Raw genomic sequence first — 16,596 nt, forward strand, 5'->3', positions numbered from 1 at the left:
ATTAACAAAACCCTTTGGAGAAGCCCGATGGCTCACCACGCACGCTGGACGATGTCGCAAGTCACTGAATTATTCAACAAACCTTTCCTGGAGCTGATGTTTGAGGCGCAACAGGTGCACCGCCAGCACTTCGATCCGCGTCATGTTCAGGTCAGCACGCTGCTGTCGATCAAAACCGGGGCTTGCCCGGAAGACTGCAAATATTGCCCGCAAAGCGCGCGCTATAAAACCGGTCTCGAATCCGAGCGCCTGATGGAAGTCGAGCAGGTGCTCGACTCCGCGCGCAAGGCCAAAAACGCTGGCTCGACCCGCTTCTGCATGGGCGCGGCGTGGAAAAATCCGCATGACCGCGACATGCCCTATCTGGAGCAGATGGTGAAGGGGGTGAAGGCGATGGGGCTTGAAGCCTGCATGACCCTGGGCACGCTGAACGAGGAGCAGGCGCAGCGTCTCTCGGCGGCGGGGCTGGATTACTACAACCACAACCTCGATACTTCGCCGGAGTTTTACGGCAACATCATCACTACGCGCACCTATCAGGAGCGTCTGGACACGCTGGATAAAGTGCGTGATGCGGGGATCAAGGTCTGTTCCGGCGGGATCGTGGGACTGGGCGAGACGGTAAAAGATCGTGCCGGCCTGCTGTTACAGCTGGCAAACCTGCCGACCCCGCCGGAAAGCGTGCCCATCAACATGCTGGTGAAGGTAAAAGGGACGCCGCTGGCGGATAACGAGGACGTGGATGCCTTCGATTTCATCCGCACCATCGCGGTGGCGCGCATCATGATGCCGACCTCTTACGTTCGCCTCTCTGCCGGTCGCGAGCAGATGAGCGAGCAGACCCAGGCGATGTGCTTCATGGCCGGGGCCAACTCCATCTTCTACGGCTGCAAACTGCTGACCACGCCAAACCCGGAAGAGGACAAAGATGTCCAGCTGTTCCGCAAGCTGGGGTTGAACCCACACCAGACCGAGGTACAGGCGGGGGATAACGAGCAACAGCAGCAGCTGGAGCAGCAGATTTTTAACGCCGACACCGACCAGTTCTACAACGCGGCAGCCGTATGACCTGGCAGGCACGTATCAGGACCGCGCTCGACGAGCGGCGGGCGGCGGATGCGTTTCGGGTGCGCAGGGTAGTGGAAAACGGTGCAGGCCGTTTTCTCTCCCGGGAAGGAGAGCGGTTCTGTAATTTCTCCAGCAACGATTATCTGGGCCTGAGCCAGCACCCGCAGATCGTTCGCGCCTGGCAGCAGGGCGCGGATCGTTACGGCGTGGGCAGCGGTGGCTCCGGGCACGTCAGCGGCTACACCACGGCGCATCAGGCGCTGGAGGAAGAGCTGGCCGACTGGCTGGGCTACCCGCGGGCGCTGCTGTTTATCTCCGGTTTTGCCGCGAATCAGGCGGTGATTGCCGCCCTGATGGGCAAAGACGACCGCATCATCGCGGACCGCCTGAGCCACGCGTCCCTGCTTGAAGCGGCCAGTCTCAGCCCGGCGCAGCTGCGGCGTTTTGCCCATAACGATGCCTCTCAGCTGAACGTCCTGCTGGGTAAACCCTGTTCAGGGCTTCAGCTGGCGGTGACGGAAGGGGTATTCAGCATGGACGGCGACAGCGCGCCCCTTGCCACCTTGCATGACGTCGCAAAACAGCAGAACGCCTGGCTGCTGGTCGACGATGCCCACGGTATTGGCGTCACCGGCGAGGAGGGGCGCGGAAGCGCGCACCAGCAACGCGTCAGGCCGGAACTGCTGGTGGTCACTTTCGGCAAAGGCTTTGGCGTCAGCGGCGCCGCGGTGTTGTGCAGCGAGCCGGTGGCCGATTACCTGGTGCAGTTCGCCCGGCACCTGATCTACAGCACCAGCATGCCCCCGGCGCAGGCCGTGGCGCTCTCTGCGTCGCTTGCGGTGATCCGCGGCGAAGACGGCGCTGAACGCCGGGCGCGCCTGGCCGACCATATTCAGCGTTTTCGCCGGGGGGTAAGCGCACTGCCTTACCGGCTTACCGACTCGCACAGCGCCATTCAGCCCGTGATTGTGGGTGAAAACCATCGGGCGCTGATGCTGGCACAGGCGCTACGAGAGCGGGGGCAGTGGGTCACGGCGATCCGCCCACCCACCGTGCCGCCAGGCACCGCGCGCTTGCGTCTGACGCTCACGGCAGCGCACGAGCCGCAGGATATCGATACGCTTCTGGAGGCACTGTATGTCTCCTGTCAATAAACAGGCCGTTGCCGCCGCGTTTGGCCGGGCAGCGCAAAGCTATTCACAGCACGATGAGCTGCAACGCCTGAGCGCCCGCGGGCTGCTGGCCGCGCTCGGTGAGGGGCGTTTTGCGCAGGTGCTCGACGCTGGCTGCGGGCCTGGCGGCAATAGCCGCTACTGGCGCGCAACGGGTAGCCACGTCACGGCGCTGGATTTATCCGCGCAGATGCTGGATGAGGCCCGCCAGCAGCAGTCAGCAGACCGTTATCTGGTGGCCGATATCGAGGCCATCCCGCTGGAGGATGCGCTGTTTGACCTCGTCTGGAGCCATCTGGCGGTGCAGTGGTGCGCCAGCCTGCCGCAGGCCCTACGCGAGCTATACCGCGTGGCGCGGCCCGGCGGAGCGGTGGCCTTTACCACCCTGCTGGAAAGTTCGTTGCCAGAGCTGAATCAGGCGTGGAGGGCAGTGGATGCGCAGCCGCACGCCAACCGGTTTCTCTCGCACCAACAGGTCACTCAGGCGCTGGCAGGCTGGCGCTATCGCTGCATGGTCCAGACCGTCACCCTCGAATTTAGCGATGCGTTAAGCGCCATGCGATCGCTTAAGGGCATAGGCGCGACGCACCTGCACGCCGGACGGGAGAAGAAACCCCTTACCCGTGGCCAACTCCAGCGTCTCGAGCTGGCCTGGCCGCAGGAGCGGGGCCGGTTCCCGCTCTCTTATCATCTTTTTCATGGGATTATTGAACGTGACTGAACGTTATTTTGTTACCGGCACGGACACTGAAGTCGGTAAAACGGTTGCCAGCGCCGCGCTGTTGCAGGCGGCGCGTCTGCTGGGGAAAACTACGGCCGGGTATAAGCCCGTAGCCTCCGGCAGCGAGATGACGCCGGAAGGCTTACGTAATACCGATGCGCTGGCGCTACAGCGTAACAGCAGCCTTACGCTGGCCTATTCTGCGGTGAACCCCTATACCTTTGCTGAACCCACCTCGCCGCACATCGTCAGCGTCGATGAAGATCGTCCGATTGATTTTTCGGTGCTCTCTTCCGGGTTACGCGTCCTGGAAACGCAGGCCGACTGGGTGCTGGTGGAGGGGGCTGGCGGCTGGTTTACCCCGCTGTCCGACGAGCAGACATTTGCTGACTGGGTGCAGGCCGAGCAGCTTCCGGTCATTCTGGTGGTTGGCGTGAAGCTTGGCTGTATCAATCACGCCATGCTGACCGCCCAGGCCGTGCAGCAGGCCGGGTTGCGTCTGGCAGGGTGGATTGCCAATGACGTGGTAGCGCCGGGTAAACGTCATGCTGAGTATCTGGCGACGCTGAAGCGGGTGCTGCCCGCGCCGTTTCTCGGCGAGATCCCGTGGCTTGCCGACGGCGCAGAGCAGGCGGAAACCGGACGCTATCTCAACCTCAGCGCCTTATGTCCCGCGCCATCCAGTGCGCAATAAGGTCGTCATCCAGCTCGTTAACGTGGCCCTGTGCCACGTTACGCCCGCGATAGAGCATGCAGAAACGATCCGCTACCCGGCGGATAAACGACAGCTGTTGCTCCGCTAACAGCACCGTCATTCCCAGCTCCCGATTCAACCGCACCAGCAACTGCCCCAGCCTGCGCGCGAAACCGTGCCCTGCGCCATGCATGGGCTCATCCAGAATCAACACGCGCGGACGATTAACCAGCGCACTGGCGAGGGCCAGCTGATACTGGTCGTCAGGGCACAGCGCAGAGGCACGGCTTTGTCGCAGCGGATAGAGCTCCGGAAACAGGGCATACACGTCACTTTTTGATGCCGGGTCGGGTTTCCCCGTCGCCCGCATAGCGATATGCAGATTTTCATCGACGGTGAGCTGGGAAAATATTCGCCGATCCTGCGGGACGTAGCCTATCGTCGGCGGCGCCGGGAATGCTGACGCAGGGTTGAGCAAGTTATGCGGCGGCGCGCCAGCCTCATGCCAGATGATGGTGCCGCTCTCGACGGGCACCTTTCCGGTAATGCAGTTCATAAGCGTGGATTTGCCCATGCCAGGCAGGCCAACAATGCCCGTACAGATGCCTTGCGGGAAATCGATATTCACGTTCCATAGCGTATGTTGGCTTCCGTAAAACTGATTTACAGCACGCAGACTCAACATCTTTCTCTCCTTAAAAATGTGTGGGGTGATGCACAGAGTGATGTCTGCAAAACGCCTGCCAGGAACTTCATAATGATTAAAAAAAGGCCATTTTTAGGAATAACTCACTATCAAAAGCTGAACGTTTATACGAATTGCACACTCCCGGTGCTGCGTATGTCGAATTGTGGTGCAGGAGAAATGACAGAATTGTGATTAAGATCTCGCCAGTCGCTTATGAAAAAATGAACGTTTTCCAGGCAAAAAAGAGTGATAAAAATTTTTTACTGCCGCTTCGTGGGAAAAACCGGGAATTTGCTGGAGTGCATGCTGTACGGGCTGGAGGCAGTTATCCACTATTCCTGTGGATAACCTTGTGCATTAGAGTTAGAAAACCTGCGATAAGCGAGAGAATACGCGGGTTACAACCAAATTGATGCGAAACGCGGCTTAATAAATTAGTCTTTATTTTTTAACGAATTAGATAAAAGCAATTCCCTCAACGCCAGCGAGACCTGTTGCCATAAAACTTTCATAACCGCCCTTGACAAATGTTAAAAAAGTAATAGTTCTGGGGATAACCCCCTGAGGCTGGTGTTTTATTTTGTCACAGTCGAAATTTGGCTCGCGAACGCACTAATCCTCTCTGCGCTACGCTAAATATCCTGACACGCTACTGGTTTTTCATCCAGTGTTTTTTACTGGCAATCCTGGCCACAACGAGTAAAATTACTCACCTGCCGCTTATTCTGTCATCAGGTCGTCGCCCATGAGTAAACCGTTTAAACTGAATTCTGCTTTCCGTCCTTCCGGGGATCAGCCCGAGGCTATTCGTCGCCTGGAAGAGGGGCTGGAGGACGGGCTGGCGCACCAGACCCTGCTGGGGGTTACCGGTTCGGGCAAAACCTTCACCATTGCCAACGTCATTGCCGATCTCCAGCGTCCGACGATGGTTCTCGCGCCGAACAAAACGCTGGCGGCGCAGCTGTATGGTGAGATGAAAGAGTTCTTCCCGGAAAACGCGGTGGAGTATTTCGTCTCCTACTACGACTACTACCAGCCGGAAGCCTACGTTCCCAGCTCCGACACGTTTATCGAGAAAGATGCCTCGGTGAACGAACATATCGAGCAGATGCGTTTGTCGGCGACCAAGGCGCTGCTGGAGCGTCGTGATGTGGTGGTGGTGGCCTCGGTGTCGGCGATCTACGGCCTGGGCGATCCGGATCTCTATCTCAAGATGATGCTGCACCTGACGCAGGGGATGATCATCGATCAGCGTGCGATTTTGCGCCGTCTGGCGGAGTTGCAGTACACCCGTAACGATCAGGCGTTCCAGCGCGGGACCTTCCGCGTGCGCGGCGAGGTGATTGATATCTTCCCGGCGGAGTCGGACGATATGGCGCTGCGCGTGGAGCTGTTCGACGAAGAGGTTGAACGCCTGTCGCTGTTCGATCCGTTGACCGGTCACGTCGAGTCGGTGATCCAGCGCTTCACCATCTACCCGAAAACGCACTATGTAACGCCGCGCGAGCGTATTGTGCAGGCGATGGAAGAGATCAAAACCGAGCTGGCGGACCGCCGCAAAGTGCTGCTGGCGAACAATAAGCTGCTGGAAGAGCAGCGCCTGAGCCAGCGTACCCAGTTCGATCTGGAGATGATGAACGAGTTGGGCTACTGCTCCGGCATCGAAAACTACTCGCGCTACCTCTCCGGGCGCGGGCCGGGCGAAGCGCCGCCGACGCTGTTTGACTACCTTCCGGCGGACGGCCTGCTGGTGATCGACGAATCCCACGTTACGATCCCCCAGATCGGCGGGATGTACCGCGGTGACCGCGCGCGTAAAGAGACGCTGGTGGAGTACGGGTTCCGACTGCCGTCAGCGCTGGACAACCGTCCGATGAAGTTTGAAGAATTTGAGGCGCTTGCTCCGCAGACCATCTACGTATCGGCCACGCCGGGCAACTACGAGCTGGAAAAATCCGGTGATGACGTGGTGGACCAGGTGGTGCGTCCGACCGGGCTGCTGGATCCGATTATCGAGGTGCGTCCGGTGGCGACGCAGGTGGACGATCTGCTCTCGGAAATACGTGCCCGCTCCGCCATCAACGAGCGCGTGCTGGTTACCACGCTCACCAAACGTATGGCGGAAGATTTGACGGAGTATCTGGAAGAACACGGCGAGAAGGTGCGGTATCTGCACTCGGATATCGATACCGTGGAGCGTATGGAGATCATCCGCGATCTGCGTCTGGGCGAGTTCGACGTGCTGGTCGGCATTAACCTTCTGCGAGAAGGGCTGGATATGCCTGAGGTGTCGCTGGTGGCGATTCTGGACGCGGACAAAGAGGGCTTCCTGCGTTCCGAGCGCTCGCTGATCCAGACCATTGGCCGCGCCGCGCGTAACGTCAACGGGAAGGCGATCCTGTACGGGGATAAAATCACCCCGTCGATGGCCAAAGCGATTGGCGAAACGGAACGTCGTCGCGAGAAGCAGCAGCGCTACAACGAAGAGCACGGCATCACGCCGCAGGGGTTGAACAAGAAGGTGGTGGATATCCTGGCGCTGGGTCAGAACATTGCGAAGACCAAAGCGAAAGGCCGCGGCAAGGCCCGTTCAGTGGTGGAAGAGGATACCGTCGCGCTGACGCCGAAAGCGTTGCAGCAGAAGATCCACGAGCTGGAAGGGCAGATGATGCAGCACGCGCAGAACCTGGAGTTCGAAGAGGCCGCGCAAATCCGCGATCAGCTGCATCAGCTGCGGGATCTGTTTATTGCGGCATCGTAGTTTTTTGCCCGGTGGCGTTTTCTCCCTCTCCCTGTGGGAGAGGGCCGGGGTGAGGGCATCAGGCCGCACAAAACGAACCTAACCTAATGCCTGAATCGCCTTCTCCAGCGCCTCGCGCAGCAGATGGCGGTCGTGGCGATATTTAATATCGCTGGCTTCCAGCGGCTCCTGCACCACCACGCGATCGCCAATCCCCGATACATCCACTTTCGGCCCGACCACGACACCATCGATAATTTTCTTACCAACGTACTGTTCCATCAGGTCCAGCTTATCCGCCAGCGACAGGCTTGCCGCCGCCGGGCTGAGTTCGCGGCCTAAATTACCGATATAGACCATGGGCGCAGGCGTTCTGCGCAGCGCCTGCGCCAGCTCTTTCACCAGCAGGATCGGCATCAGGCTGGTATAAAAACTTCCCGGCCCAATCAGGATCAGATCGGCCTCGCCAATCGCTTCTACCGCTTCACGCGTTGCGGGTACGCTGGGGTAGGTCATTAGCTCTTTTGGCGGAAGAAGAAGCTGGTCGATATTCACTTCACCATACACTTCGTGATCGTCGGCATCGATCGCCATTAAATCCACCGGCTGTTCGGACATCGGGATCAGGAATGCATCCACCTTTAACAGGTTACGAATTAAATTGATCGCTTCCAGAGGGCGCACGCTCAGGTGATCCAGCGCCTTTAACATCAGATTTCCAAGGTTATGGCCTGAAAGTTCACCATTCCCGCCAAAACGGTACTCAAACATCGCCGAGGCCACGCTAGGCTCCGTGATAAGCTGGTTGAGGCAATTGCGCATGTCACCCCAGGCAATCCCGCCTTCAGCGCGTCGGATCCGCCCGGTTGAGCCGCCGTTGTCCGTTGTTGTCACGATGCCCGTCAGGCGCGAGCCCAGTGACGATAACGACGACATCACTCGTCCCAGACCGTGACCTCCGCCAAGAGCGACCACACGGTCCAGATCCGCAAAAGTGCGATTGCGCATACCTATTCCTTATCCTGTTAAGCTTGCGTCACAGTAACGCAACTACTCCTAAAAGACGATGCCTCTCACAAACCATAATGACGTATATCAATGCGAAAGCGCTGTTTTTGCGTATTCTGTAGTGAAAATGCACGATAACATCGTTATATATAAATTTATATAGCGAAAAGCGACAATGGCGAAGTGGCGATTTCCACGCTACTATCGCCATAACCACGTTTTCAAAACTGAAAACATACACTCTAGCCCTGGCGCCTGTGTCGAGAGATATGGCGCCCTGGCCGTGGCGGATTTGCCACCAGGGTACAGAAAGAAATGACTGTGCCTCCCGATCTGGAAAGGTGTACATGGCTTCACAACTTACTGATGCTTTCGCGCGTAAGTTTTTCTACTTACGTTTGTCGATTACCGACGTGTGTAACTTCCGTTGCACCTACTGCCTGCCCGATGGCTACAAGCCGGGCAGCGTCACCAATAATGGCTTTCTCTCCGTGGATGAAGTACGCCGCGTCACGCGCGCGTTCTCTGAACTTGGCACGGAAAAAGTGCGTCTTACCGGGGGAGAGCCCTCCCTGCGCCGTGATTTCCCTGACATCATTGCCGCCGTGCGTGAAAACGAACGTATCCGCCAGATCGCGGTGACCACCAACGGTTACCGCATGGCGCGTGACGTGGCGAACTGGCGCGATGCGGGGCTGACGGCGATCAACGTCAGCGTCGATAGCCTGGACGCCCGTCAGTTCCACGCCATTACCGGCCAGGATAAGTTCCAGCAGGTGATGGACGGCATCGATGCCGCGTTCACCGCCGGTTTCGACAAGGTCAAAGTCAATACCGTGTTGATGCGTGATGTGAACCACCATCAGCTGGACACTTTCCTGGCGTGGATCAAACCGCGCCGCATTCAACTGCGTTTTATTGAGCTGATGGAGACCGGGGAGGGCAGTGAGCTGTTCCGTCGCCATCATATCTCCGGCATGGTTCTGCGCGACGAACTGCTGAAACGCGGCTGGATCCACCAGATCCGCCAGCGCAGCGATGGCCCGGCGCAGGTCTTTTGTCATTCGGATTATGAAGGCGAAATCGGCCTGATCATGCCCTATGAAAAAGACTTCTGTGCCAGCTGCAACCGCCTGCGCGTCTCCTCCGTCGGCAAGCTCCATCTTTGCCTGTTCGGGGATGGCGGCGTCGATCTGCGCGATTTGCTGGAAGATGACGCCCAGCAGGACGCGCTTGAAGCACGTATTTCCGAGGCGCTGACGCACAAAAAGCAGACCCATTTCCTGCATCAGGGCAACACCGGCATTACTCAGAACCTGTCCTATATCGGCGGGTAATCAGGCTTTAGAAGGAACCAGAAGATGAGTCAGGTAAGCGCGGAATTTATCCCGACACGCATTGCTATTCTTACCGTTTCCGAACGTCGTGGTGAAGAGGATGATACCTCCGGCCACTGGCTGCGCGAGGCGGCACACGAAGCCGGACACCAGATTGTTGATAAAGCGATCGTCAAAGAAAACCGTTACGCCATTCGCGCTCAGGTCTCACAGTGGATTGCGGGTGATGACGTCCAGGTTGTGCTGATCACTGGCGGCACCGGCTTTACCGCAGGCGACCAGGCGCCGGAAGCGCTGCTCCCGCTGTTCGATCGCGAAGTGGAAGGCTTCGGCGAAGTGTTCCGCATGCTCTCCTTTGAAGAGATTGGCACCTCTACGCTTCAGTCCCGTGCCGTCGCGGGGATGGCGAATAAGACGCTGATCTTCGCCATGCCGGGGTCGACCAAAGCCTGCCGCACCGCGTGGGAAAACATTATTGCCCCGCAGCTGGATGCCCGTACCCGTCCGTGTAATTTCCATCCCCATTTAAAGAAATAAGCTATGTCACAACTGACCCACATAAACGCCGCTGGCGAAGCGCATATGGTGGATGTCTCCGCCAAAACCGAAACGGTGCGCGAGGCGCGTGCTGAAGCGTTCGTCACCATGCTGCCGGAGACGCTGGCGATGATTATCGACGGTAGCCATCACAAGGGTGATGTGTTTGCCACCGCCCGCATCGCCGGTATTCAGGCCGCTAAACGTACCTGGGACCTCATCCCGCTCTGCCATCCGCTGATGCTCAGCAAAGTGGAGGTAAATTTGCAGGCGCAGCCGGAGCATAACCGCGTGCGTATCGAGTCCCTGTGCCGCTTAACCGGCAAAACCGGCGTGGAGATGGAGGCGTTGACGGCGGCCTCCGTGGCGGCGCTGACCATCTACGACATGTGTAAAGCGGTGCAGAAAGATATGGTGATTGGCCCGGTGCGTCTGCTGGCAAAAAGCGGCGGCAAATCCGGTGATTTTAAGGTGGAAAGCCATGATTAAGGTGCTCTTTTTTGCCCAGGTCCGTGAGCTGGTCAATACCGACAGCCTGACGCTGGACGGCTCTTTCGAAAATGTCGCCGCCCTGCGTGCGCATCTGGCGGCGCAAGGCGACCGCTGGGCGCTGGCGCTGGACGAAGGCAAACTGCTGGCCGCCGTGAACCAGACGCTGGTGGAGTTGACCCACCCGCTGGCCGATGGGGACGAAGTGGCCTTCTTCCCGCCGGTCACAGGGGGTTAAGATGACGGAAACCCGAATTCTGGTCGGCCATGAGCGTTTTAACGTGGGCACGGAATATGACTGGCTGGCCGGGCGCGACGAAGACGGCGCGGTCGTGACGTTTACCGGGAAAGTGCGTAATCATAATCTCGGGGACAGCGTAAAAGCGCTGACGCTGGAGCACTATCCGGGAATGACCGAAAAATCGCTGGCGGCCATTGTGGAAGAGGCGCGAGGCCGCTGGCCGCTGGGGCGCGTTACGGTTATCCATCGCATCGGCGAAATGTGGCCCGGCGAAGAGATTGTGTTTGTCGGCGTCACCAGCGCCCATCGCGGGAGTGCTTTTGCGGCGGGGGAGTTCATCATGGATTACCTTAAAACCAAAGCGCCGTTCTGGAAGCGTGAAGCGACGCCGGAAGGTGAGCGCTGGGTGGAATCACGCGACAGCGATAAGCATGCCGCCAGCCGTTGGTAGTTGGTTTACGCGGATGTGTTACTCTTAACGTGTGTGTTTACTTAATCAGGAGTGAATCATGGACCGATTTCCGCGTTCCGATTCGATAGTTCAGCAGACCCGTAGCGGGCTGCAAACCTACATGGCTCAGGTGTATGGCTGGATGACGGTTGGCCTGCTGCTTACCGCGTTTATCGCGTGGTATGCGGCAAACACGCCTGAACTGATGATGTTTATCTTCTCAAGCAAAATCACCTTCTTTGGGCTGATTATTGCGCAACTGGCGCTGGTGTTCGTGCTCTCCGGGCTGGTGCACAAGCTCAGTGCGGGTATGGCGACCACGCTGTTTATGCTCTATTCGGCGCTGACCGGGCTGACGCTTTCCAGTATTTTCATCGTTTACACCTACTCTTCCATCGCCAGCACGTTTGTGGTGACCGGCGGGATGTTCGGTGTGATGAGCCTGTACGGTTACACCACCAAACGTGACCTGAGCGGCTTCGGCAACATGCTGTTTATGGGGCTGATTGGGATTGTGCTGGCGTCGCTGGTGAACCTGTGGCTGAAGAGTGACGCGCTGATGTGGGCGGTGACCTATATCGGGGTGGTGATCTTCGTGGGCTTAACCGCTTACGACACCCAGAAGCTGAAAAACATCGGTGAACAAATTGATGTTCGCGACAGTTCAAACCTGCGCAAATACTCGATTCTGGGCGCGCTGACGCTTTATCTGGACTTCATCAACCTGTTCCTGATGCTGCTGCGTATTTTCGGCAACCGTCGTTAAGCTTGTTTTGCCGGGTGGCAGCTTCGCCTTACCCGGCCTGCGGTTCTCAAAACGGCAACTTCGTTGCCGTTTTGCTTTTATTTTGCCATTGCCTTCTCGTTCTTCGCGCGCAGCTTCTTCGCCCGACTCTCCAGCACCAGATAACATACCGTTGCCAGCGCCAGCGGCAGGAAGTAGTAGATCATGCGGTACGCGAGCAGGGCGGCGATAATCGTCCCGTGAGACACATGCTCCCCCGCAAGCAGCGCGATAAACACCGCCTCCAGTACGCCAATACCCGCCGGAATATGCACAATCACCCCGGCAATACTGCTTACCAGCAGCACGCCCAGCACGAAGAAGTAGTTCACATCTTCGCCAATCAACAGCCAGATAATGGCCCCCATCGCCATCCAGTTAGCGCTGGAAACCACCATTTGCAGGACGGCAAACTTCCATGACGGCAGCACCAGCTTCTGGCCTTTAATGGTCATGTGACGACGTTTGGCAAAGGCGCAGGCCCACAGGTAGGCGGCGATGATCAGCAGCAGTACGATGCCCAGGATGCGCAGGGTAGCCTCATCGATGTACCAGTGCGCAGGCAGCTGCACCACGCCGATGGTGAAAATCACCCCGCCCAGCAGGATATACCCCAGCCAGTTGGTGGTGATGCTTAAGGAGAAAATACGCGTGATGGTGCCGCCCGGTAAGCCAAGGCGGGAGTACAGGCGATAGCGCATACCAATCCCGCCCACCCAGGTGCTCAGCGTCAGGTTAAAGGCATAGCAGATGAATGACACCAGCATAACCTGCCGTTTGGCAAGCTTATGTCCGCAGTAGGCACGTCCCAGCAGGTCATAGCAGCCGTACATCAGGTAGCTCACAATCACCAGCCCAACGGCCCCCAGCAGGACTGTCCGGTTGTAGTTGCGAATAACTTTCCACACCTCTTCCCAGTCCACCTTTTGGGCATACACCACCAGCAGGACCGCGACGGCAATGAAGAACAGCCAGGTCAGGATTTTTTTCGCCAGCCGCCAGCGAGGATGAGATTTCGACATCAGGTTTTCCCTCCATCTTCCGCCTCTACGCGGTCCTGGGTTTCCATTTCGGGTTGCACAGGCGGATCCACCAGCGCCAGTTTCGGCGTATGCGCGGGCAGCCAGCCCACCATGGCCGGGAAGTGGCGCAGGAAGTGGAACACCACCACGCCGATGCCCACGTTCCACCAGCTCCGTTTCGGCACCATGGACTCATCCACACGCACGCAGTCTTTATTGATAAGACCCTGAAGGTTATCGCGCAGGGTCTGATTAAACTGGCGATCGTGGATGATCAGGTTCGCTTCCAGATTGAGCGATAAGCTCAGCGGATCGAGGTTGCTGGAGCCAACGGTCGCCCAGTGGTCATCCATCACGGCGACTTTGCCGTGCAGCGGGCGGCGGCGATATTCATAGATCTGCACGCCGCTTTTGACCAGATAGCGATAGAGCAGACGCGCGCCGACCTTCACAATCGGCATATCGGGCTCACCCTGCACGATAAGCTTCACGCTCACGCCGCGTCGGGCCGCGTTGCGCATGGCGTGCAAAATCCGGTAACCGGGGAAGAAATAGGCGTTGGCGATAATCACCTCGCGCTTCGCGTTCGCCAGCATCTTCAGGTAATGACGCTCGATATCGTCCCGGTGCTCCTCGTTATCCCGCCAGACGAACAGCGCCTGCGCCTCGCCGGGCTTGCGGTTCTCTTCCGGGCGATGACGGCGTCGCCACCAGCGGCGAGCGGCCTCTTTGCCGGGTAAGTTTTCCAGCACGAACAGCTGGATGTCCTGAACCACCGGTCCTTCGATACGGATCGCGTAGTCCTGTTTAGCTTCGGGACCGTAATCCGACATATGCTCGGCGGAGTAGTTAATGCCGCCAACGAAGGCCACCGTTTCATCCACCACCACAATTTTGCGGTGCATTCGACGGAACAGGTTGGTGCGCATGCCGAACAGACGCGGGCCGGGATCGTAATAGCGGAACACCACCCCTGCGGCGGTGAGCTCGTTAACAAATTCGTCGCTGAGATCCGGCGAACCATATCCGTCGAGCAGAACCTCGATTTTTACACCGCGACGGGCGGCATGCAGCAGTGCGCTGTGCAACTGCCTGCCCACGTCGTCTTCAAACCAGATAAACGTTTCGAGAAAGACTTTCTGCTGTGCGTGGCTAATCGCCTCAAAAACCGCCGGATAAAAGTTATCGCCATTTTCCAGCAGCGTAATACGGTTACCTTCCTGCCATGTGCATTTCATAAGTGGATCTCCGCGCTGAGTGGGGCATGGTCGGAGAGATGTCGCCAGTTGAGTAAAGCCAGCGCCGTCGGGCTGCTGGCGTGGGCATTTTTTACGTAGATGCGGTCAAGGCGCAGCAGGGGAAAGCGCACCGGAAACGTCCGCGCGGGACGACCGCGTGAGCGGGTAAAGATCTCCTCCAGCCCCGCCTTCGCCTTCAGCGGATGGTTGGCCCGCTGTCGCCAGTCGTTGAAATCACCGGCCACCACTACGGGCTCGCCCTCCGGCAGCGCATTGGTCCAGTCTGCCAGCATCTGTAGCTGGGCCTGACGGTGGGCTTCACGCAGGCCAAGATGAACACAGCCCACATGAATGGGAAAATCGAGCGCCGGGGGGGTGATACGACAGTATAACAGCCCGCGTTTTTCGCTCTCGCCAACGGAGACGTCGCGGTTCTCATAATGCTCGATAGGAAAACGCGACAGCACCGCGTTACCGTGATGCCCCTCCGGGTAGACCGCATTGCGCCCATAGGCGTAATCGCTCCACATGGTATCCGCCAGAAACTCGTAGTGGGGCGTGTCGGGCCAGTTTTCGAAATGCATAGGGTGCACTTCGTGCGCGCCCATGACCTCCTGGAGGCAGACAATATCGGCGCTGACGGTGCGTACCGCGTCGCGCAGCTCCGGTAAAATGAAGCGGCGGTTAAATGCTGTGAAGCCCTTATGAATGTTTATCGTCAGCACCTTAAGCGAGAAATGCTGCGTTTTTTTGCTCATAAACACCTTCCTGGGTGACTATCCCGATGAAAATAAAGTGTAGTAGGCGTCACAAAAAGATGCGGCGTTACGGAATTTTCCGTAAAGTGCGGTAGTCTGAATTAGCAGAGAAAAATCCTTCAGGAGAGAAGCCATGAAGTGGCAACAACGCGTTCGTGTCGCAACCGGTTTGAGTTGCTGGCAGATAATGTTGCATTTACTGGTCGTGGCCGTACTGGTGATGGGCTGGATGAGCGGCACGCTGGTGCGTGTCGGCTTAGGGTTATGCGTGGTTTACGGCGTGACCGTGCTGTCGATGCTGTTTTTACAGCGTCACCACGACGCGCGCTGGCGTGAAGTGGGTGATGTGCTCGAAGAGCTCACCACCACCTGGTATTTTGGTGCGGCAATGATCGTCCTATGGCTGTTGTCACGCGTGCTGCAAAACAACCTGCTGCTGGCCCTGGCGGGTCTGGCTATCCTCGCAGGGCCTGCGGTGGTGTCATTGCTCACCAAAGAGAAAAAACTACGCGATGTTTCGTCTAAACATCGCATAGGCCACTGAGCCCGTTGTGGCCGCGATGACCAGTAGCGGCCACAAACTTCCCCATACAATATCCAGACTCGCATCCTTCAGATAGATTTGCTTGGTGATATCCGTGAAGTGACGAATCGGGTTTATCCACGTCAAATCCTGTAACCACACCGGCATGTTCTCCACTGGCGAAACGTACCCTGAAAGCAAGATCGCCGGCATCATAAAGACAAACACCCCGATAAACGCCTGCTGCTGCGTTGAGCAGAGCGCGGAAATCAGCAGCCCAAACCCCACCAGCGACAGGCCGTAAATTACCATCGTGAAGTAAAACAGCGCCAGCGATCCGGCAAACGGGATCTGGTACGCCCATATTCCCACTCCCAGCACGATGGTGGCCTGGAACGTCGCGACAATCAGTGCCGGCACCGCCTTGCCGACAAATATCTGCCAGGTGGCGAGCGGTGAGACCAGCAGCTGATCCAGCGTACCTTGCTCACGTTCGCGCGCCACGGACAGCGAGGTGACAATCATCACGCCAATGGTGGTGATCATGGCGATTAATGACGGCACCACAAACCATTTATAGTCCAGGTTCGGGTTGTACCAGTTGCGCACCACCAGCTCGCTGTTGTTGGGTTTGGGTTTGCCTGCCATCAGCTCCTGCTGGTAATCCTTCACCACCTGTTGCAAATAGTTCGCCGCAATCTGGGCGCTGTTGGAGTTACGTCCGTCGAGGATCAGCTGCATCGGCGCGGTCTGGAATGTGTCCAGGTTGCGGGAGAAGTCCGCCGGGAAGCGCACCAGCAATAATGCTTTCTGCGTGTCGATGGTGGGCTGGATCGCCTGCGGGCTTTCCAGAAGCAGGACATGGGTAAAGGCTTTGGCGCGGGCGAAACGCTGCGTCAACTCGACGGAATGCTTGCCGTTGTCTTCGTTGTAAATGGCGATGGTGGCGTTGGTGACCTCCAGCGTGGCGGCAAACGGAAACAGTACAACCTGAAGCAGCACCGGCAGCACCAGAATGGCGCGGGTCTGCGGCTCGCGCAGCAAGGATTGCAGCTCTTTGCGGATCAATGTCCATAAACGGTGAAACATCGCGTCGTCCTCCTGTCGGGTGGCGCTTGCGCTTAC

Annotated in this window: 18 protein-coding genes and 1 riboswitch; of the genes, 12 read left to right on the forward strand and 6 right to left on the reverse strand. The window is 57.9% G+C overall.

All coding sequences use genetic code 11. The features are described 5' to 3' along the window. Positions 1 to 27: 27 nt before the first annotated feature. The 4 genes from bioB to bioD are packed head-to-tail and all read left to right on the forward strand — an operon-like array spanning position 28 to position 3,655. Positions 28 to 1,068, forward strand: coding sequence for a biotin synthase BioB (gene bioB, locus ACQG0T_RS06730; RefSeq protein WP_017694116.1), 1,041 nt, complete (start codon positions 28 to 30; stop codon positions 1,066 to 1,068). Next, complete coding sequence (gene bioF, locus ACQG0T_RS06735) at positions 1,065 to 2,222, forward strand: 8-amino-7-oxononanoate synthase (protein ID WP_032102637.1); 1,158 nt, start codon at positions 1,065 to 1,067, stop codon at positions 2,220 to 2,222. Before bioB ends, bioF begins: the two co-directional genes overlap by 4 nt. After that, the gene (gene bioC / locus ACQG0T_RS06740) at positions 2,206 to 2,961 is read left to right on the forward strand and encodes a malonyl-ACP O-methyltransferase BioC (protein ID WP_032102638.1); all 756 of its coding nucleotides are present in this window, start codon (positions 2,206 to 2,208) and stop codon (positions 2,959 to 2,961) included. Before bioF ends, bioC begins: the two co-directional genes overlap by 17 nt. After that, positions 2,954 to 3,655 carry a dethiobiotin synthase gene (gene bioD / locus ACQG0T_RS06745; protein WP_072203934.1) on the forward strand — a complete coding sequence of 234 codons (702 nt, stop codon included), beginning with the start codon at positions 2,954 to 2,956 and terminating at the stop codon, positions 3,653 to 3,655. Before bioC ends, bioD begins: the two co-directional genes overlap by 8 nt. Here bioD and ACQG0T_RS06750 read toward each other — a convergent pair. After that, a complete protein-coding gene (locus tag ACQG0T_RS06750; RefSeq protein WP_032102640.1) occupies positions 3,618 to 4,340 on the reverse strand; it encodes an ABC transporter ATP-binding protein in 723 nt (240 codons plus the stop codon). The genes bioD and ACQG0T_RS06750 overlap by 38 nt on opposite strands. Before the next feature lie 748 nt (positions 4,341 to 5,088). On the opposite strand from ACQG0T_RS06750, the gene uvrB reads away from it, so the two are divergent. Further along, complete coding sequence (gene uvrB / locus ACQG0T_RS06755) at positions 5,089 to 7,104, forward strand: excinuclease ABC subunit UvrB (protein ID WP_015571085.1); 2,016 nt, start codon at positions 5,089 to 5,091, stop codon at positions 7,102 to 7,104. Positions 7,105 to 7,182: 78 nt separating this feature from the next. Here the strand turns inward: uvrB and yvcK are convergent, their stop codons facing one another. Next, on the reverse strand, positions 7,183 to 8,091 hold the full coding sequence (gene yvcK, locus ACQG0T_RS06760; RefSeq protein ID WP_023299636.1) for a uridine diphosphate-N-acetylglucosamine-binding protein YvcK: 909 nt from the start codon (positions 8,089 to 8,091) through the stop codon (positions 7,183 to 7,185). 226 nt (positions 8,092 to 8,317) lie between these two features. Next, positions 8,318 to 8,451: riboswitch (molybdenum cofactor riboswitch) on the forward strand. Here yvcK and moaA point away from each other — a divergent pair. The 6 genes from moaA (at position 8,439) to ACQG0T_RS06790 (ending at position 11,912) form a co-directional block, all read left to right on the forward strand. Further along, on the forward strand, positions 8,439 to 9,428 hold the full coding sequence (moaA, locus tag ACQG0T_RS06765; RefSeq protein WP_032102643.1) for a GTP 3',8-cyclase MoaA: 990 nt from the start codon (positions 8,439 to 8,441) through the stop codon (positions 9,426 to 9,428). Its footprint overlaps the riboswitch before it by 13 nt. Positions 9,429 to 9,452: 24 nt before the next feature. After that, a complete protein-coding gene (gene moaB / locus ACQG0T_RS06770; protein WP_032102644.1) occupies positions 9,453 to 9,965 on the forward strand; it encodes a molybdenum cofactor biosynthesis protein B in 513 nt (170 codons plus the stop codon). A 3-nt stretch (positions 9,966 to 9,968) separates the two neighbouring features. After that, the gene (gene moaC / locus ACQG0T_RS06775; RefSeq protein ID WP_032102645.1) at positions 9,969 to 10,454 is read left to right on the forward strand and encodes a cyclic pyranopterin monophosphate synthase MoaC; all 486 of its coding nucleotides are present in this window, start codon (positions 9,969 to 9,971) and stop codon (positions 10,452 to 10,454) included. Further along, on the forward strand, positions 10,447 to 10,692 hold the full coding sequence (gene moaD / locus ACQG0T_RS06780; protein ID WP_003858510.1) for a molybdopterin synthase sulfur carrier subunit: 246 nt from the start codon (positions 10,447 to 10,449) through the stop codon (positions 10,690 to 10,692). The genes moaC and moaD overlap by 8 nt, the downstream gene beginning before the upstream one ends. A 1-nt stretch (position 10,693) precedes the next feature. Further along, complete coding sequence (moaE, locus tag ACQG0T_RS06785) at positions 10,694 to 11,146, forward strand: molybdopterin synthase catalytic subunit MoaE (protein ID WP_015571082.1); 453 nt, start codon at positions 10,694 to 10,696, stop codon at positions 11,144 to 11,146. 58 nt (positions 11,147 to 11,204) lie between these two features. After that, the gene (locus tag ACQG0T_RS06790) at positions 11,205 to 11,912 is read left to right on the forward strand and encodes a Bax inhibitor-1/YccA family protein (protein WP_015571081.1); all 708 of its coding nucleotides are present in this window, start codon (positions 11,205 to 11,207) and stop codon (positions 11,910 to 11,912) included. 77 nt (positions 11,913 to 11,989) lie between these two features. On the opposite strand, the gene ACQG0T_RS06795 is transcribed toward ACQG0T_RS06790, so the two are convergent. The 3 genes from ACQG0T_RS06795 to ACQG0T_RS06805 are packed head-to-tail and all read right to left on the reverse strand — an operon-like array spanning position 11,990 to position 14,948. Then, entirely contained in the window at positions 11,990 to 12,952 is a 963-nt protein-coding gene (locus ACQG0T_RS06795; RefSeq protein WP_003858505.1) for a lysylphosphatidylglycerol synthase domain-containing protein, read from the reverse strand. Continuing rightward, positions 12,952 to 14,190 carry a cardiolipin synthase ClsB gene (gene clsB / locus ACQG0T_RS06800; protein WP_015571079.1) on the reverse strand — a complete coding sequence of 413 codons (1,239 nt, stop codon included), beginning with the start codon at positions 14,188 to 14,190 and terminating at the stop codon, positions 12,952 to 12,954. Before clsB ends, ACQG0T_RS06795 begins: the two co-directional genes overlap by 1 nt. Next, the gene (locus ACQG0T_RS06805) at positions 14,187 to 14,948 is read right to left on the reverse strand and encodes an endonuclease/exonuclease/phosphatase family protein (RefSeq protein WP_023296149.1); all 762 of its coding nucleotides are present in this window, start codon (positions 14,946 to 14,948) and stop codon (positions 14,187 to 14,189) included. The genes clsB and ACQG0T_RS06805 overlap by 4 nt, the downstream gene beginning before the upstream one ends. Positions 14,949 to 15,081: 133 nt before the next feature. On the opposite strand from ACQG0T_RS06805, the gene ACQG0T_RS06810 reads away from it, so the two are divergent. After that, a complete protein-coding gene (locus ACQG0T_RS06810; protein ID WP_003858499.1) occupies positions 15,082 to 15,492 on the forward strand; it encodes a YbhQ family protein in 411 nt (136 codons plus the stop codon). Here ACQG0T_RS06810 and ACQG0T_RS06815 read toward each other — a convergent pair. Continuing rightward, positions 15,454 to 16,560 (reverse strand): ABC transporter permease, encoded by a 1,107-nt coding sequence (locus tag ACQG0T_RS06815; RefSeq protein WP_017384932.1) that lies wholly within the window; start codon positions 16,558 to 16,560, stop codon positions 15,454 to 15,456. The two genes, ACQG0T_RS06810 and ACQG0T_RS06815, sit on opposite strands and share 39 nt — an antisense overlap. Between the last annotated feature and the right edge of the window lie 36 nt (positions 16,561 to 16,596).

Source organism: Enterobacter cloacae complex sp. 302F9 (assembly GCF_050030335.1).
GTDB lineage: Bacteria > Pseudomonadota > Gammaproteobacteria > Enterobacterales > Enterobacteriaceae > Enterobacter > Enterobacter hormaechei_C.

Coding starts and splice junctions, on each gene's coding strand:
- bioB (WP_017694116.1), top strand. CDS start 28: ATGGCTCACCACGCACGCTGGACGATGTCGCAAGTCACTGAATTATTC.
- bioF (WP_032102637.1), top strand. CDS start 1,065: ATGACCTGGCAGGCACGTATCAGGACCGCGCTCGACGAGCGGCGGGCG.
- bioC (WP_032102638.1), top strand. CDS start 2,206: ATGTCTCCTGTCAATAAACAGGCCGTTGCCGCCGCGTTTGGCCGGGCA.
- ACQG0T_RS06750 (WP_032102640.1), bottom strand. CDS start 4,340: ATGTTGAGTCTGCGTGCTGTAAATCAGTTTTACGGAAGCCAACATACG.
- uvrB (WP_015571085.1), top strand. CDS start 5,089: ATGAGTAAACCGTTTAAACTGAATTCTGCTTTCCGTCCTTCCGGGGAT.
- yvcK (WP_023299636.1), bottom strand. CDS start 8,091: ATGCGCAATCGCACTTTTGCGGATCTGGACCGTGTGGTCGCTCTTGGC.
- moaA (WP_032102643.1), top strand. CDS start 8,439: ATGGCTTCACAACTTACTGATGCTTTCGCGCGTAAGTTTTTCTACTTA.
- moaB (WP_032102644.1), top strand. CDS start 9,453: ATGAGTCAGGTAAGCGCGGAATTTATCCCGACACGCATTGCTATTCTT.
- moaC (WP_032102645.1), top strand. CDS start 9,969: ATGTCACAACTGACCCACATAAACGCCGCTGGCGAAGCGCATATGGTG.
- moaD (WP_003858510.1), top strand. CDS start 10,447: ATGATTAAGGTGCTCTTTTTTGCCCAGGTCCGTGAGCTGGTCAATACC.
- moaE (WP_015571082.1), top strand. CDS start 10,694: ATGACGGAAACCCGAATTCTGGTCGGCCATGAGCGTTTTAACGTGGGC.
- ACQG0T_RS06790 (WP_015571081.1), top strand. CDS start 11,205: ATGGACCGATTTCCGCGTTCCGATTCGATAGTTCAGCAGACCCGTAGC.
- ACQG0T_RS06795 (WP_003858505.1), bottom strand. CDS start 12,952: ATGTCGAAATCTCATCCTCGCTGGCGGCTGGCGAAAAAAATCCTGACC.
- clsB (WP_015571079.1), bottom strand. CDS start 14,190: ATGAAATGCACATGGCAGGAAGGTAACCGTATTACGCTGCTGGAAAAT.
- ACQG0T_RS06805 (WP_023296149.1), bottom strand. CDS start 14,948: ATGAGCAAAAAAACGCAGCATTTCTCGCTTAAGGTGCTGACGATAAAC.
- ACQG0T_RS06810 (WP_003858499.1), top strand. CDS start 15,082: ATGAAGTGGCAACAACGCGTTCGTGTCGCAACCGGTTTGAGTTGCTGG.
- ACQG0T_RS06815 (WP_017384932.1), bottom strand. CDS start 16,560: ATGTTTCACCGTTTATGGACATTGATCCGCAAAGAGCTGCAATCCTTG.